Source organism: Noviherbaspirillum saxi, assembly GCF_003591035.1.
Lineage (GTDB): Bacteria > Pseudomonadota > Gammaproteobacteria > Burkholderiales > Burkholderiaceae_D > Noviherbaspirillum > Noviherbaspirillum saxi.
Map to the genome: position 1 here is coordinate 1,636,068 of NZ_QYUO01000002.1, position 15,220 is coordinate 1,651,287.

Below are 15,220 nucleotides of genomic sequence, written 5' to 3' on the forward strand. Positions count from 1 at the left end.
CAGAAGTAGTCGAGGATCCATCCACCCTCGACGCCGGCGAGGCCAAGTGAATCACTAATTATCCCGATGGCCTCTTATCCATCCTTCAACAACCTGCGCAGCACCTTACCCGTCCCTGTCGCAGGCAACTCTTCGCGAAACTCGACAGTTTTCGGCACTTTGTATGCCGACATCTGTTCACGGCTCCAGGCAATGATGTCTTCCACCGTTGTCGCTGACGCTTCCGGCTTGCGCACAATGACAGCCTTGATCACCTCTCCCTTGTTCGGATCGGGAATGCCGATCACCGCTGCCTGTCTGACAGCCGGATGCTTGATCAAAATAGTCTCGACTTCTTCGGGAAACACGCTGTAGCCCGAGACCTTGATCATTTCCTTGAAGCGGCCGCTGAATGTCAGGTAACCATCGGCATCGAGCGTCCCCATATCGCCGGTGTACACCCAGCCGTCGCGCAAGCTTGCCGCGGTTGCGTCGGGCTTGTTCCAGTAGCCTTTGAAGTTACCCGCGCTGCGCAGCGTAATTTCTCCCATCTCTCCGAACGGCAGCGCCGCACCGCTCTGCTGGTCGACGATACGGCATTCGACGCCCGGCAGCAGTTTGCCCTGCGTGCCCCATTTGATCGCGTCACGCGGCGTGCAGGTATCGCAGGTATGGGTTTCGGACAATCCGTAGGCGGCCTCAAATGTCTGGCAGCCACCAGTAAAGTCGCGCCACTGGTCGGCCAGCACCTGAGTCAATGTAATGCCGAAACTGGTGCAGGGATTGACCTTGAGCGAGCGCAGATTGTATTTGTCCGCGCCTGGTACCTGCATGACCGCCACATTCATCGGCGCGATGCTATACCAGTGGCTGATCTGATAGCGGTCGATGGCCTGCAGCACCGGTGCGGGATCGAAACGGTACATGAGCACCGCAGTAGCACCGGTATAGATCGTCACATTCAGGCCCATCAGCATCCCGGCAATGTGATATAGCGGGGCAATCGCGAGTGTGACCGTGCTGCTGTCGACGCCGGCTGCATATGTCGCGCCGGCGGTCTTGAACAAGGCGTTGCGGTAAGTAAGCATCGCGCCCTTCGGCATGCCGGTTGTACCCGACGTATAGGTCATCAGCACGACATCGTCCATTGCCAGCACCGGGCTCGGCGCTTCTCCGACTGCTTCCCGCAAGGCGTCGAGCAGGTCCAGCGTGCCATCGACACGCTGCTTCGGAATCCTGATCTCGGACGGCACGTCGATAGTCGGTTCGGTCGGAAGAAAGTCGCCATAACTGGTGAGAAACACATGCCGCAACTGCGTACGATCCAGAACTTCCTGCACGACGGGATAAAGATTGTCGGCTGCGACAATCACTTCCGCGCCGAGGTCGCCCACCTGGTATTCAAGCTCGTGTTTCTTGAACAGCGGACTGCAGGGGCTGACGATGGCGCCGAGCTTTTGAATGCCGAAATGTGCGATCGCATATTGCGGACAGTTCTGCAGGAACAGCACCACGCGGTCGCCCTGCTTCACGCCGAGTCCGTGCAGTCTGGCAGCGAAGCGGTCGCTCAGCCGGTCCAGTTCCGCATAGCTCAAGGTATTTCCGTACCAGATGTAAGCGGGCTTGTCCGGCTGGGTGCGCGCATGCTGGCGCAGGTACTCATGCAAAGGTTTTTCTTCTTGCAGGTAGGGGATGCTATTCACTTCCTTGTCTCCTCGGGTGGTGCTTTTGCAGAGCATCAGCATGAAACCGGTGCTATCCGCGCACTTTGACTTCGCGCAAACCGAAGTTGCGTCTCGAAAAATAATATACCAGCCGGTATAAACTTTATACCGGCTGGTATATTCTTGCAGGCGACACCAAAAAATAGAGCGTAATCCAAGATCATCATGAAGACGGAAAGCATACGGACGAGAGGTGCGGAGTCATCAGGGTCCATCAGCGTGCACGACCAGAAGCGCGAGCATATCCTCGCGGTAGCCGAAGATTTGTTTTACCGCAATGGCTATGCGGGCACGACGATAGCCGACATTGTCCGCGAACTCGGCGTGACCAAGCCGTTTCTTTACTACTATTTTTCGAGCAAGAGCGATATTTTCGAAACCCTGTGCTGGCGCGCTTCGCATGCCTGCCTGACTGCGATGCATTTCAAACCGGATGACGAACGCGCGGCTATCGATAAACTTCGCGAAGGCTTGCACCGGTTTGCCGCCGCCAATGTGAGCTATTTCAAATCCGGAACATTTGCCTATCGCGAAGGCGGCGCACTCGATCCGGCATTCATGAAAAAACTGCGCACCATGGCGCGCCGTTTCTACAAGGAGCTATGCGCGCTGCTGGAGCAGGCGCGCAACGACGGCGAGCTTGATTTCGACGATGCCAAGCTGACTGCCCTTTCCATAGGCAGTATCGCGGGATTCATGTACACCTGGTACAAGCCGGGCGGACGCATCGGTCCCGAAGACATGGTGAAAGAACTCACACGCATTCTGATGAAAATCGCCGGCGCGTATTCTCAGCCGGCATCCGCCGCAAGCAAGATCGGTCGTGGCCGCAATGCGGGCCGAGCCATCCGCAATCCATCCATATGACAATGACAAGGAGACAGGCATGAGAAAGGCAATCGCGGGAATATCAATCGCCGTACTGGGTGCATTCAGTGCGTTGACCAGCCCGATCGCATCGGCGCAGGAAACCCTCAAGGTCGCGTTCATCGATCCGCTAAGCGGTCCCTTTGCCGATGTCGGCGAACTCATGCTGTCGCACATACGCTTCGCGGTGGAGGACATCAACGCCAAGGGCGGCGTGCTGAATGGCGTCAAGCTCGACCTGATGACGCTGGATAACAAACTATCAGCACAGGAAAGTCTGACGGCGTTGCAGGCCGCGATCGATGCCGGTGCACGCGTGGTGTTCACCGGCGGATCGGGATCATCGGCAGTCGGCGCCATGGTCGAGGCAGCGAACAAGCATAACGACCGCAATCCCGATAAGGCGATCCTGATCGTCAACCATTCGTCCATCGATCCCGACCTGACAGGGAAGAACTGCAGCTTCTGGCATTTCACGACGGAAGCCAGTACCGCCATGAAGATGAAGGCGCTCACCAGCTTCATGAAAGAAAAGCAGGACATCAAGAAGGTCTATCTGCTCAATCAGGATTATGCGCATGGCCGGGTCTGGGCAAAACTCGGCAAGGAAATGTTGGCCGGCGCGCGCTCCGACGTGCAGTTTGTCGGCGAGGATTTTCATCCTATCGGCAAGGTCAAGGATTTTTCGCCGTATGTCGCCAAGATCAAGGCCACTGGCGCCGATACGATCATTACCGGAAACTGGGGCGGCGACCTCAATCTGTTCATCAAGGCGGCTGCCGATGCCGGAATGAACCTGCGGTATGTCAATCACAGTGCGGGCGCGCTGCCCGGTTCGGTGTTCGCCGTGTCGCAGGCAAAACTGGGGCAGCTGACCTGGGTTGGCGAATGGCATCAGAATGTCGACAGTCCCAAGGTCGCGCCTATCGCGGCGGCATACAAGCAACGTTTCAACAAGCCCTTTCTCGCGCCGCGCATGGACCTGACGCCGCGCATCGTCGCCGCGGCGATCAACAAGGCGAACTCCACTTCGCCGCTCAAGATCGCGTTGGCACTGGAAGGCATGACTTATCCCTCGATCATCGGCGACGTCACCATGCGCAAGGATGACCATCAACTGCTCTTGCCGCAAACGGTGTCCACGGTAGTTCCGGCAGACGGCAAGACAGTCAAGTTCGGGGTCGAAGGAACCAACTATGGTTTCCGGACCGAGGCCGTGCTGGATGGCAAAGACCTCGCGCTGCCGACCGAATGCAAGATGCGCCGTCCGGCCGGCGCCTGAATTTTCAAGTGAATTTCCGATGACCATACGTTCCCTGCTTATCGCCAACCGAGGCGAAATCGCCATTCGCATCGCACGCGCCGCCGCCGAATCAGGCATTCGCACCGTCGCCGTCTATTCCGAAGACGACGCGCATTCCCTTCACTTGCGCAAGACGGATGCGATCCATCCTTTGCGCGGAAAAGGTGCAAGCGTCTATCTCGATATTGTGCAAATCGTGGAGGCCGCACGCGCCAATGACTGCGACGCCATCCATCCCGGGTATGGTTTCCTGAGCGAGAACGCAGAACTCGCGCGGCGCTGCGCCGAGCATGGCGTGCTGTTTGTCGGCCCTTCCGTCGAAGTGCTGGAATTGTTTGGCGATAAGGCCAAGGCGCGTGAACTGGCGCGGCGCGAATCGGTACCTGTGGTCGCCGGCACGCAGGGTGCGGCTTCGCTTGACGAGATACGGACATTCATGGCTTCGCTCGGCAGCAGCGGCGCAATCATGATCAAGGCGCTTGCCGGCGGCGGTGGACGCGGCATGCGTGCGGTCTACGATCCTGACGATCTTGCAGCTGCGTATGAGCGTTGCCGGTCCGAAGCGCTGGCTGCATTCGGCAATGGCAAACTGTATGCGGAAGAGCTGGTTGGCAAAGCCCGTCACATAGAGGTCCAGATCATCGGCGACGGCAGCGGACAGGTCAGCCATCTCTGGGAACGGGAATGCACGCTGCAAAGGCGGCATCAGAAACTGGTCGAAATGGCGCCGAGCCCGTCGCTATCGGCTGGCGTGCGACAACGAATACTCGATGCTGCCGTCAGATTGGCAAGTGCAGTGGCCTATCGCGGCATTGGCACGTTTGAATTCCTGGTGGATGCACAGGAAGATGGCGACGATGCGCGTTTCACTTTCATGGAAGCCAACCCGCGCCTGCAGGTCGAGCATACCGTCACCGAAGAAGTCACCGGCATCGATCTGGTCAAGACCCAGCTGCGCATTGCCGGCGGCGAGTCGCTGGCAATGCTGGGATTGAACCAGAAAGACGTGCCTCCACCGCGCGGCATCGCGATCCAGTTGCGCATCAACATGGAGAGCATGGATGTACAAGGCAATGCGATACCGTCCGGCGGCCGGATTACCGCGTTCGAGCCACCATCGGGGCCGGGAATACGTATCGATACGTTTGGCTATACCGGCTATGTGACGAGCCCGAATTTCGATTCACTGCTGGCGAAACAGATCACCAGCAGCGGCACGACACGCTTTGAAGATGCATTAAACAAAGCCTATCACGCCCTGTCGGAGTTCAGGATAGACGGCGTAACCACCAACATCGCTTTCCTGCAAAATCTGTTGAGCCATCCCGACGTGAAAGCCAACCGGGTATACACCCGCTTTGTCGAAGAGCAGATGGCGGCATTGCTGGCTATCGATCCGACGGATCACCGAAAGCTTTACTTCGATAGCGCGAACAGCGAGGTTCATGCTGAACAGGATAGGCTTGCAAATGTGAATGCGCCGAGCGGCACGGTGGCAGTCGCCGCACCAATGCAGGGCTCCGTCGTCGCGGTCGACGTCGCCGAAGGGGACACCGTCCACGCAGGCCAGCAGATCGCCGTACTGGAAGCAATGAAGATGGAACACATCGCAACGGCGGATATCAGCGGATTCGTCCGAAAGATTGCTGTGAAAAAAGGCGACGTCCTGTTCCACAAGCAACCCATGCTCTATATCGAGCCGGCAGACATCGATAATGCGCAGGCGGCGGACGATGTCGACATGGATCTCGATCATCTGCGCGCCGATCTTGCCGAGGCAAAGGAAAGGCATGCAATAGGCCTGGACGCACGCCGACCCGACGCCGTCGCGCGACGACGCAAGACCGGTCAGCGTACTGCCCGCGAGAATATTGCGGACCTGTGCGATGAAGACAGCTTCATCGAATATGGCGCATTAGCGATCGCCGCCCAGCGGCGGCGGCGTTCGCTGGAAGAATTGATCGCCATCAGTCCCGCCGACGGCCTGGTCGCCGGCATTGGCAGCGTCAACGGTGCGATGTTCGATGAGCAGAAGTCGCGTTGCATGGTGATGTCGTACGACTACACGGTATTCGCGGGCACGCAAGGCATGATGAATCATAAGAAGACCGACCGCATGTTCCAGCTGGCACAAGAATGGAAGCTGCCGGTCGTGCTGTTTGCGGAAGGTGGCGGCGGACGACCGGGCGATACCGATGCGATGCTGGTTGCAGGACTTGATGTAATGTCCTTCATTAACTTCGCACGGCTGAGCGGACTGGTGCCGCGCGTGGGCATCGTATCGGGCCGCTGCTTTGCGGGCAATGCCGCGTTCCTCGGCTGCTGCGACGTCATCATTGCGACGCGCAACGCCACGATAGGCATGGGCGGACCCGCCATGATCGAAGGCGGTGGTCTCGGCGTCTATCAGCCGGAACAAGTCGGACCGGTGACCATGCAGGCACCGAATGGCGTGATCGATATCGTGGTCGATGATGAAGAGCAGGCGGTGCAAGTAACAAAGCAATACCTGTCTTACTTCCAGGGCACGGTCGCCAATTGGGATTGCGCAGACCAGCGCCGTCTGCGTCAGCTGATTCCGGAGAACCGCTTGCGCGTCTACGACATCCGCACGGTGATCGACACGCTGGCCGACACCGGTTCCGTGCTGGAACTGCGACATCAGTTCGGCACCGGCATCGTCACCGCGCTGGTGCGCATCGAAGGCCGCCCGTTCGGACTGATTGCCAACAATCCTGCTCATCTCGGTGGTGCGATAGATGCCGATGCCGCGGACAAGGCCGCGCGCTTCATGCAGTTATGCGACGCCTTCGACCTGCCTATCGTATCGCTTTGCGACACACCCGGCTTCATGGTCGGCCCCGAGGCGGAAAAGACGGCGATGGTCCGTCATGTGTCGCGCATGTTCGTCACCGCTGGCAGCATCGATGTGCCATTTTTTACGATTGTGCTGCGCAAGGGATACGGACTCGGTGCCCAGGCGATGGCCGGCGGCAGTTTTCATGCGCCGTTCTTTACCGTCGCCTGGCCAAGCGGCGAGTTCGGCGCAATGGGTCTGGAAGGTGCAGTGCGACTGGGCTATCGCAAGGAACTGGAAGCCGTGTCCGACCCGGTCGAGCGCAAGGCCTTGTTTGACAAAATGGTTGCCGCATCCTACGAGAGCGGGAAAGCGATCAACATGGCGTCGTTCCTGGAAATCGACGATGTCATCGATCCTGCCGAAAGCAGGCGCTGGGTGATGCGCGGGCTGCGTTCCGCGCCACGCCCTGTACCGCGCGAAGGCAAGAAGCGTCCCTTTGTCGACACATGGTAAGGACATTCCGTATCGAAGCGCCTTCATGAAACGCAACGAAAAACTACCGCGCGCATTCTATGCCCGCGATACCATCGAAGTGGCGCGCGACCTGCTTGGCAAGCATCTGGTCCACGTCTGCGATGGCGTGGAACGTTGCGGGCGCATCGTCGAGACCGAAGCCTATATCGGCGCGCATGATCTGGCTTCCCATTCTTCGAAAGGCATCACTCCGCGCACCAGCATCATGTACGGCCCGCCGGGGCATGCCTATGTCTATCTGATCTATGGAATGCATCACTGCATGAATGTAGTAACGGAAACCGAGGGACATGGTGCAGCCGTTTTGCTGCGCGCGCTGGAGCCTGTCGGCCCGCTTGAAGGCAGCACGAAAGGCCCGGGCCTGCTTTGTCGTGCGATGGGTATAGACAAAAGCATCAACGGCATGGACATGTTGGGCGATACCCTGTATATCGCAGAACCGTCATCCCAAGCACGGTTCAATATCGTGGCCCGGCCACGCATCGGTGTTGCCTACGCGGGCGAATGGGCGGCAGCGGACCTGCGCTTTTATATTGAAGGAAATTCATACGTATCGCGTAAGTAGGTCGAACCGGATAACCGCAAATTTTTCGACGCGATACGGTGGCTAGGGTGGAGCAATTCATCATGAAACCCGGTGAGCTTTGCTGCTTCCCGTGAAGCACGGACGCAATTAGCTCATATCGCGCCATTGAGTAATGCCGATGCCGCCGCCGTCGGTGTGACTGTGCCGGCGAGCACCGCGCCAATCTGTCGCGGCAAGGCGGCACGTACTGTCGGATTGCTCTCGAAGCGCGCATGCATACCGGCATCGATCAACTCCCACATCCAGTCCAGCGCCTGACTCCGGCGTTTCCTATCCAGCTCGCCGCTCCCGTGCCCTGCTCCAGTAAATGAAGTCCTAATGCTTCGATGAACGTGGATTTGCCCACGCCGGGGACGCCGGTAATGCCGACTCGAATCGAACGACCGGTGTGTGGCAGCAGGTCGCCCAGCACCCGCTGAGCGCGCGCCCGATGATCGGCGCGCGTCGACTCTGCCAGAGTGATCGTCTTCGCCAGTGCGCGCGGCTCGCTTGCACGCACGCCGGCAACCAGCGCGGCGACCGATGCATCCTCGGTAGCGGATAGAAAAGCGCGGCTCGACATGTTTAAATGCGTCCGGACAGGAAACGCGGTCTTATGCCGTCACGCGCAGCGCGGCGCGGATTTTCGCCAGCACGTCGCCGGCGCAAGCCGGAATCGGCGTGCCCGGGCCGTAGATACCTTGTACGCCAGCGCTATACAGGAAGTCGTAATCCTGCGCCGGGATGACGCCGCCGACGAACACCACGATATCGTCCGCACCCTGCTCCTTCAGCGCGCGGACGATGGCCGGCACCAGCGTCTTGTGCCCAGCGGCCAGCGTCGAAATGCCGAGCGCATGCACGTCGTTCTCGATCGCCTGCCGCGCCGCTTCTTCCGGCGTCTGGAACAGCGGGCCGAGGTCGACGTCGAAGCCGAGGTCGGCGAACGCAGTCGCCACCACCTTGGCGCCACGGTCATGACCGTCCTGGCCGAGCTTGGCGATCATGATGCGCGGCCGCCGCCCTTCCGCGGCCGCGAAGACGTTGATGTCCTTCTTCATCGCTGCCCAGCCCTCGTCGGTGTCGAACTGCGCACCGTACACGCCCGAAACGCTCTGTATCGTCGCGCGGTAGCGGCCGAATACCTTTTCCAGCGCATCCGAGACTTCTCCCACAGTGGCTCGTGCGCGGATCGCCTTGACGCTCAGGTCAAGCAGATTACCGTCACCGCTGCGCGCGGCTTCGGTCAGGGCCGCCAGCGCGAATTCGACTTCGCTGGCATTGCGTGTCGCCTTCAATTTCTTGAGTCGCGCCACCTGCGATTCGCGCACCGCCACATTGTCGATTTCGCGGATCTCGACCGGGTCTTCCTTATCCAGCCGGTACTTGTTGACGCCGACGATCACGTCGCGGCCGGCATCGATGCGCGCTTGTTTTACGGCGGCAGATGCCTCGATCTTGAGCTTGGCCCAGCCGGATTCCACCGCCTTGGTCATGCCACCCATCCGGTCCACTTCGTCGATCAGCGCCCAGGCCTTGTCGGCCATGTCCTGCGTCAGCTTTTCCATCATGTAGGAACCAGCCCAGGGATCGACGACCTTGGTGATATGCGTCTCTTCCTGGATGATCAACTGCGTGTTGCGCGCGATGCGTGCCGAAAAATCGGTAGGCAGCGCAATCGCCTCGTCGAAGGAATTGGTATGCAGCGATTGCGTGCCGCCGAACACCGCCGCCATCGCCTCGATGGTGGTGCGGACCGCATTGTTATACGGGTCCTGCTCGGTCAGCGACCAGCCGGAGGTCTGGCAATGCGTACGCAGCATCAGCGATTTCGCGCTCTTCGGCGAGAACTCCTTCATGATGCGCCACCACAGCAGGCGCGCCGCACGCAGCTTCGCCACTTCCAGGTAAAAGTTCATGCCGATGGCGAAGAAAAAGCTGAGGCGTCCGGCAAACACATCCACGTCGAGTCCGCTCGCCAGCGTCGTCTTCACGTATTCCTTGCCGTCAGCGAGCGTGAACGCGAGTTCCAGCGCCTGATTCGCCCCAGCTTCCTGCAAGTGGTAGCCGGAAATCGAAATCGAGTTGAACTTCGGCATGTGTTGCGCCGTGTAGCCGATGATGTCGGCAATGATGCGCATCGACGGTTCCGGTGGATAGATGTAGGTGTTGCGGACCATGAACTCCTTGAGGATGTCGTTCTGTATGGTGCCCGCCAGCTTCTCCTGCGCCACACCCTGCTCCTCGGCCGCAACGATGTAACCGGCCAGCACCGGCAACACCGCGCCGTTCATCGTCATCGACACCGATACCTTGTCGAGCGGAATATCGTTGAACAGGATTTTCATGTCTTCCACCGAATCGATCGCGACGCCGGCCTTGCCGACATCACCGGCCACGCGTGGATGATCGGAATCGTAACCGCGATGCGTGGCAAGGTCGAACGCCACCGACACACCCTGCCCGCCCGCCGCGAGCGCCTTCCGATAGAAGGCATTGGATTCTTCGGCAGTAGAAAAACCGGCGTACTGCCGGATGGTCCACGGCCGCACGGCGTACATCGTGGCCTGCGGCCCGCGCAGATAGGGTTCGAAGCCGGGCAGCGTGTCGGCGAACTGCAGATCCGCGACATCGGCCGCCGTGTATAGCGGCTTGACCTCGATGCCTTCCGGCGTGCGCCACACCAGATTGTCCAGCGTACCGCCGGCGGCGGAGCGGGCGGCGGCATTTTTCCATTCTTCCAGCGAGGCGGAACGGTAGTCGGGATACGATTGAAGCGGAGTAGAAGTCATGAACGAATCCTAGTTGTACAGATCGGCGTAGAGGTCGCGCAACACATTTTTCTGCACCTTGCCCATCGTATTGCGCGGCAGCTCGGGCACGATCAGCACGCGCTTGGGTAATTTGTACTTGGCCAGCCGTCCCTCCATCGCCTTGAGCATGCCGACTTCGTCGACCGGCGCATTCTCGGCCATCACCACGACCGCCGTTACGCCTTCGCCGAAGTCCTTGTGCGGCAGGCCGAACACCGCGCTCTCGACCACGCCCTGCAAAGCATCGAGCTCGCCTTCAACTTCCTTCGGATACACGTTGTAGCCGCCGGTAATGATCAAGTCTTTGTCCCGGCCGACGATGTGTACATAGCCGCGCTGGTCGATCTTGCCAAGATCTCCGGTGATAAAGAAGTTGTCTTCGCGGAACTCTTCCCTGGTTTTTTCCAGCATCTTCCAGTATCCCTTGAACACATTCGGACCACGGACCTCGATCATGCCGACACTGTCGGGCCCGTTCAGCAATGCAGGATTTTCGGTGGCGGTGATGCGTATCTCGGTTCCGGGCAGAGCCGTGCCGACCGCACCGGGCAAACGCGGACCGTCGTATGGATTCGAGGTGTTGACCAGAGTTTCTGTCGTTGCATAGCGTTCCAGGATCGCATGACCGGTACGGGCTTCGAACTCCCGGTACGTGTCCGCCAGCAGCGGTGCCGAACCCGACACGAACAGGCGCATGTGAGCGGTAGCCTCGCGCGTTAGCCCCGTGTGCTTGAGCAGTCGTGTGTAAAAGGTGGGAATGCCCATCATCGCGGTCGCTAGAGGCAATAGGCGCATGACTTCGTCGGCATCGAATTTCTCCAGGAACAGCATCGATCCGCCGCATGCAAGCATGGTGTTGGCGGCGATGAAAAGCCCGTGCGCATGGAAGATCGGCAATGCGTGCAGCAACACGTCCGACGAGGTAAAGCGCCATGCATCCACCAGCGCTGCGGCATTCGATGCCAGGTTCGCGCGCGTCAGCATCGCGCCCTTCGAGCGCCCGGTGGTCCCCGAGGTATACAGCAGTGCGGCGAGCGCATCGGTATCGCCGTCAAAACGGACGAATCCGGAGGGATTGCAGCTTTTGGCTAGTGCCATCAGCGAGCCGTCGCCATCGGTACCCAACGTCTCCATATGCGGAACCAGCAACTGTTTCGCGATTGCCCGGATCGCCGCGCGGTCATCGGGACGCATGACCACCACCTGCGGTTCTGCGTCGCCGATGAAATACTTCAGCTCGGCCACCGTGTAGGCTGTGTTCAACGGCAGGAAAACCGCACCCAGGCGCAGACAACCGAGATACAGCATCAATGCTTCGGGCGACTTGTCGACCTGGGCCGCGACGCGGTCGCCGGCTTCGACGCCACGTTCGGCCAGCGCAGTCGCGAAACGGCCGGACAGGACGTGCATGTCTTCATAGGTATAGGTCCGGCCAGCAGCGGTCAGGATGAATGCGCGGTCAGGATGAAGCTTGACCGCGCGATCGATCCAGGCGACCGGATCGGTGGAGGAAGGAAGTATGTTTTGCATGGCTTGACTGCTCTTTCTATGTCGTGGGGTGCCGTCTGCGCGGCGCATTCCAGTGATGTCCGCAGGTACGCATTCATTTAGCTCCCATTAACATGTCTGGCAGCGCCGTTGCAATTCCAGGGAACACGCATAGCAACAGGATCGCGACAAACATCAACGCAAGGAATGGCAGGGTGCCCTTGACCACATCTCCCAGCGGGATATCCGGCGCAATATTCTTGATGACAAAGATATTCAGGCCGACCGGGGGGTGAATCAGACCCATTTCCATCACCACTGTCATTACCACCCCGAACCAGATCAGGTCAAAGCCGGCTTCGCGCAATGGCGGCAGGATGATGGGCGCGGTCATCAGAATGATCGACACTGGCGGCAGAAAAAATCCCAGCGCCATCACCAGCATCAGTATCACCGCCAGCAACAGCCATTTCGACAGGTGCAGGTCGACCACCCATTGCGCCGCGGACTGACTGATGTGCAGATAGCTCATCACATACGAATACAGCAGCGACATGCCGATGATGAGCAGCAGCATGCCCGACTCCTTGACGGTCGAACTCAGGAACGGCACCAGATCCTTCGGTTTCCAGATTCCGTAGACGATGGCGATCAGTACGATCGCAAGCAAGGCGCCCAGACCCGCGGTTTCGGACGGCGTTGCCAGGCCGCCGTACAGCGCGATCATCACGCCGATCAGCAACACAAGGAAAGGCAGCACGCGCGGCAGCATCTCGACCTTCTGCGCAAAGCTAAAACGTTCGTCGTCCAGGTACGACGATTTGGCGCCGCCGTTTTGATAGATGTCGTAGGCGATGCGGTATTCCTTGCGGGCACGGTACACCGCATAGCCGGCGAACAGGGTCACCAGCAACACGCCTGGCCCGATGCCGGCCAGGAACAGACGGCCTAGCGACTGCTCGGCGGCGACTGCATACAGGATCATCGTGATCGACGGCGGCAGCAAAATCCCGAGCGTGCCGCCGGCTGCGATGATCCCGGCCGCAAAGCCCGGCGAATATCCGCGTCGGCGCATCTCCGGGATGCCGGCCGAACCGATCGCCGAACAGGTCGCCGGCGAGGAACCCGCCATGGCCGCAAACAGCGCACAGGCGAATACATTGGCAATGCCCAGGCCGCCGGGTACGCGGTTGAGCCAGGCGTGGATTGCGGAATACAAGTCCTTGCCGGCCGGTGACTTTCCGATTGCAGCCCCCTTCAATATGAACAGCGGAATCGACAACAGGGTAATCGACGCGATTTCTTCGTACACGTTTTGCGTCACGGTATCGAGCGAAGAGGCAGGCATGAAAAAATACATGAAACTGGTCGCCACGACGCCGAGCGCAAACGCGATCGGCATGCCGGAACACATCACAACCAGCGTCACGACGCCATAGAGGGTACCTAATACGAGTGGGCTCATACGGCCTCCTTGTTACCGTTAATATGGGTCAGCACTTGCACCAGCAATTGCAGCGTCAGCATGGTCATGCCAAGCGCCAGCATCGAATAGGGAATCCACAGCGGCGGGGCGAACGTCGACGAAGTGGTTTGTCCTTCGACCCAGGCCTCATGAAGCAGGGTCCAGGACTTCCAGGAAAAGAAGGTGCAGAACAACAGCGACACCAGATCCACCACGAACAGACGGATCTTGTTGACACGGGCCGGCAGGATCGAGGCCAGCGCTTCGATTCCGATATGGCCACGAAGCGATTGCACATACGCCGCGCACAGAAAAATCACCCCCACCAGCACGAACACCGAAGCTTCATCTTGCCAATCGGTCGGGACGTGGAAGAAATAACGCGCCACCACCGAATAGGTCAGAATCGCTGAAGTGAGAATCAGCGCCGCCATCGACAGGAACAGTGCTGCCTTATTGAATTGATTGAGCGCTGCAGCGAAGGCCGCCAGCATCGAATTGCCCGGTACCGCGATCGCGGCCTGCGGTTTCATTTCAAAGCCGTGGCTCATAGCAGTTTCTCCGCCAGTTTCAACAGGTTGGCGCAATTGGCATTTTTAGCGGCGTAATCCTTCCATGCCGTTGCGCGTGCGATGGTCTGCCACTTCTTGACCGAGGCATCATCCAGGTCGACCACGTTGGCTCCGGCCTTCTTGTAGATTTCCGCCACCGCCACGTCATCCTGTTGTGCCGCCTGGCGGGCAAACTGCTCCAGATCGGCGCCGGCCGCCATGATTGCCGCCTGATGCTCCTTGCTGAGATTGTCGAAGATGGCCCTGGATATCAGCAGTGGCTCGAACATGAACCAATAAGCCTTGCTGCGGCCTGTCGTTACACTCTTCGAGACTTCTTCGAGGCGGAATGAAATCAGGGAGGTGGACGATGTCAATGCTGCGTCCACTGCACCCGTTTGCATGGCCGCGTAAATTTCGTTTGATGGCAGGGTCACCACCGCTGCGCCGGCTTCCTTCAGGATCAGATCCATCTCGCGCGAACCTCCGCGGATCTTCATGCCCTTTGCATCGGCGGGATCAATGATCGCCTTGGTTCTGGACGCAACGCCTCCTGCCTGCCAAATCCAGCTGACCACCACGATGCCCTTGTCCAGCAAAATTCTTGAGAGCTCCTTGCCGACCTCCGCATTCTTCCAGCTGTAGCCTTGCTCATAGGAGGTCACCAGGCCGGGCATCAAGCCGATGTTCGCCTCGGGCACCTCGCCCCCCGCATAAGACAGCGCCAGCAATGACATGTCCAGGGCGCCCTTTCGCATCGCGGAAAACTGCGCGTTCGTTTTCATCAATGATGAACCGGGATAGATCTTGAACTTGAGCCCCCCTTTAGTGCGCCTGTCGACTTCCGCCGCAAACATATGGCACAGCCGATCCCGGAAGTCGCCTTCCTTTATCGTGCCACCGGGGAATTGGTGGGATATTTTCAAGGTCGTACCCTGTGCCCATACCGACTGAAAGGACATCAGCGGCGTGAGTGCGATCGCACCGAGAAAGGACCTACGCTTTATTGCAGACATACCATCTCCTTTGTTATAAATAACTGGCTTGTAAAGCTTGTGTTTTAACGATCACCGCGTAGGGGGAGACAATGATGTCTCGCGCGCGATGCTATTTTCTGAACGCTCGTTCATG

At 59.1% G+C, this 15,220-nt stretch carries 11 protein-coding genes and 1 pseudogene; 4 read left to right on the top strand and 8 right to left on the bottom strand.

The genetic code is table 11. The features are described from left to right. Positions 1 to 74 precede the first annotated feature (74 nt). Positions 75 to 1,682 carry an AMP-binding protein gene (locus D3871_RS23080; RefSeq protein ID WP_233575773.1) on the bottom strand — a complete coding sequence of 536 codons (1,608 nt, stop codon included), beginning with the start codon at positions 1,680 to 1,682 and terminating at the stop codon, positions 75 to 77. 186 nt (positions 1,683 to 1,868) lie between these two features. Here D3871_RS23080 and D3871_RS23085 point away from each other — a divergent pair, with 186 nt between their 5' ends. The 4 genes from D3871_RS23085 to D3871_RS23100 are packed head-to-tail and all read left to right on the top strand — an operon-like array spanning position 1,869 to position 7,772. Next, positions 1,869 to 2,570, top strand: coding sequence for a TetR/AcrR family transcriptional regulator (locus tag D3871_RS23085; RefSeq protein WP_119771352.1), 702 nt, complete (start codon positions 1,869 to 1,871; stop codon positions 2,568 to 2,570). A 19-nt stretch (positions 2,571 to 2,589) separates the two neighbouring features. Continuing rightward, positions 2,590 to 3,852: a branched-chain amino acid ABC transporter substrate-binding protein gene (locus D3871_RS23090; RefSeq protein WP_119771353.1), complete on the top strand. Its 1,263-nt coding sequence runs from the start codon at positions 2,590 to 2,592 to the stop codon at positions 3,850 to 3,852. 19 nt (positions 3,853 to 3,871) lie between these two features. Beyond that, positions 3,872 to 7,186, top strand: coding sequence for a carboxyl transferase domain-containing protein (locus D3871_RS23095; protein WP_119771518.1), 3,315 nt, complete (start codon positions 3,872 to 3,874; stop codon positions 7,184 to 7,186). 25 nt (positions 7,187 to 7,211) lie between these two features. Beyond that, positions 7,212 to 7,772, top strand: a complete 561-nt coding sequence (locus tag D3871_RS23100; RefSeq protein ID WP_119771354.1) for a DNA-3-methyladenine glycosylase — start codon at positions 7,212 to 7,214, stop codon at positions 7,770 to 7,772. A gap of 113 nt (positions 7,773 to 7,885) precedes the next feature. Here the strand turns inward: D3871_RS23100 and D3871_RS30365 are convergent, their stop codons facing one another. The 7 genes and pseudogenes from D3871_RS30365 to D3871_RS23130 all read right to left on the bottom strand — a co-directional run bounded on the left by D3871_RS30365 (position 7,886) and on the right by D3871_RS23130 (position 15,105). Further along, positions 7,886 to 8,035 (bottom strand): hypothetical protein, encoded by a 150-nt coding sequence (locus D3871_RS30365; RefSeq protein WP_158598025.1) that lies wholly within the window; start codon positions 8,033 to 8,035, stop codon positions 7,886 to 7,888. 50 nt (positions 8,036 to 8,085) lie between these two features. Beyond that, positions 8,086 to 8,355, bottom strand: a pseudogene (locus D3871_RS23105) (methylmalonyl Co-A mutase-associated GTPase MeaB); the annotation flags it as partial. A 31-nt stretch (positions 8,356 to 8,386) separates the two neighbouring features. Then, on the bottom strand, positions 8,387 to 10,564 hold the full coding sequence (gene scpA, locus D3871_RS23110) for a methylmalonyl-CoA mutase (RefSeq protein ID WP_119771356.1): 2,178 nt from the start codon (positions 10,562 to 10,564) through the stop codon (positions 8,387 to 8,389). A gap of 9 nt (positions 10,565 to 10,573) precedes the next feature. After that, positions 10,574 to 12,115: a malonate--CoA ligase gene (locus tag D3871_RS23115; protein ID WP_119771357.1), complete on the bottom strand. Its 1,542-nt coding sequence runs from the start codon at positions 12,113 to 12,115 to the stop codon at positions 10,574 to 10,576. Positions 12,116 to 12,188: 73 nt separating this feature from the next. Then, a complete protein-coding gene (locus D3871_RS23120; protein ID WP_119771358.1) occupies positions 12,189 to 13,538 on the bottom strand; it encodes a TRAP transporter large permease in 1,350 nt (449 codons plus the stop codon). Further along, a complete protein-coding gene (locus D3871_RS23125) occupies positions 13,535 to 14,089 on the bottom strand; it encodes a TRAP transporter small permease (protein WP_119771359.1) in 555 nt (184 codons plus the stop codon). The genes D3871_RS23120 and D3871_RS23125 overlap by 4 nt, the downstream gene beginning before the upstream one ends. Continuing rightward, the gene (locus D3871_RS23130) at positions 14,086 to 15,105 is read right to left on the bottom strand and encodes a TRAP transporter substrate-binding protein (protein ID WP_119771360.1); all 1,020 of its coding nucleotides are present in this window, start codon (positions 15,103 to 15,105) and stop codon (positions 14,086 to 14,088) included. Before D3871_RS23130 ends, D3871_RS23125 begins: the two co-directional genes overlap by 4 nt. Between the last annotated feature and the right edge of the window lie 115 nt (positions 15,106 to 15,220).

Excerpts from the sequence above, each read along its gene's own strand:
- D3871_RS23085 (WP_119771352.1), top strand. The coding sequence starts at position 1,869 with ATGAAGACGGAAAGCATACGGACGAGAGGTGCGGAGTCATCAGGGTCC.
- D3871_RS23090 (WP_119771353.1), top strand. The coding sequence starts at position 2,590 with ATGAGAAAGGCAATCGCGGGAATATCAATCGCCGTACTGGGTGCATTC.
- D3871_RS23095 (WP_119771518.1), top strand. The coding sequence starts at position 3,872 with ATGACCATACGTTCCCTGCTTATCGCCAACCGAGGCGAAATCGCCATT.
- D3871_RS23100 (WP_119771354.1), top strand. The coding sequence starts at position 7,212 with ATGAAACGCAACGAAAAACTACCGCGCGCATTCTATGCCCGCGATACC.
- D3871_RS30365 (WP_158598025.1), bottom strand. The coding sequence starts at position 8,035 with ATGTGGGAGTTGATCGATGCCGGTATGCATGCGCGCTTCGAGAGCAAT.
- scpA (WP_119771356.1), bottom strand. The coding sequence starts at position 10,564 with ATGACTTCTACTCCGCTTCAATCGTATCCCGACTACCGTTCCGCCTCG.
- D3871_RS23115 (WP_119771357.1), bottom strand. The coding sequence starts at position 12,115 with ATGCAAAACATACTTCCTTCCTCCACCGATCCGGTCGCCTGGATCGAT.
- D3871_RS23120 (WP_119771358.1), bottom strand. The coding sequence starts at position 13,538 with ATGAGCCCACTCGTATTAGGTACCCTCTATGGCGTCGTGACGCTGGTT.
- D3871_RS23125 (WP_119771359.1), bottom strand. The coding sequence starts at position 14,089 with ATGAGCCACGGCTTTGAAATGAAACCGCAGGCCGCGATCGCGGTACCG.
- D3871_RS23130 (WP_119771360.1), bottom strand. The coding sequence starts at position 15,105 with ATGTCTGCAATAAAGCGTAGGTCCTTTCTCGGTGCGATCGCACTCACG.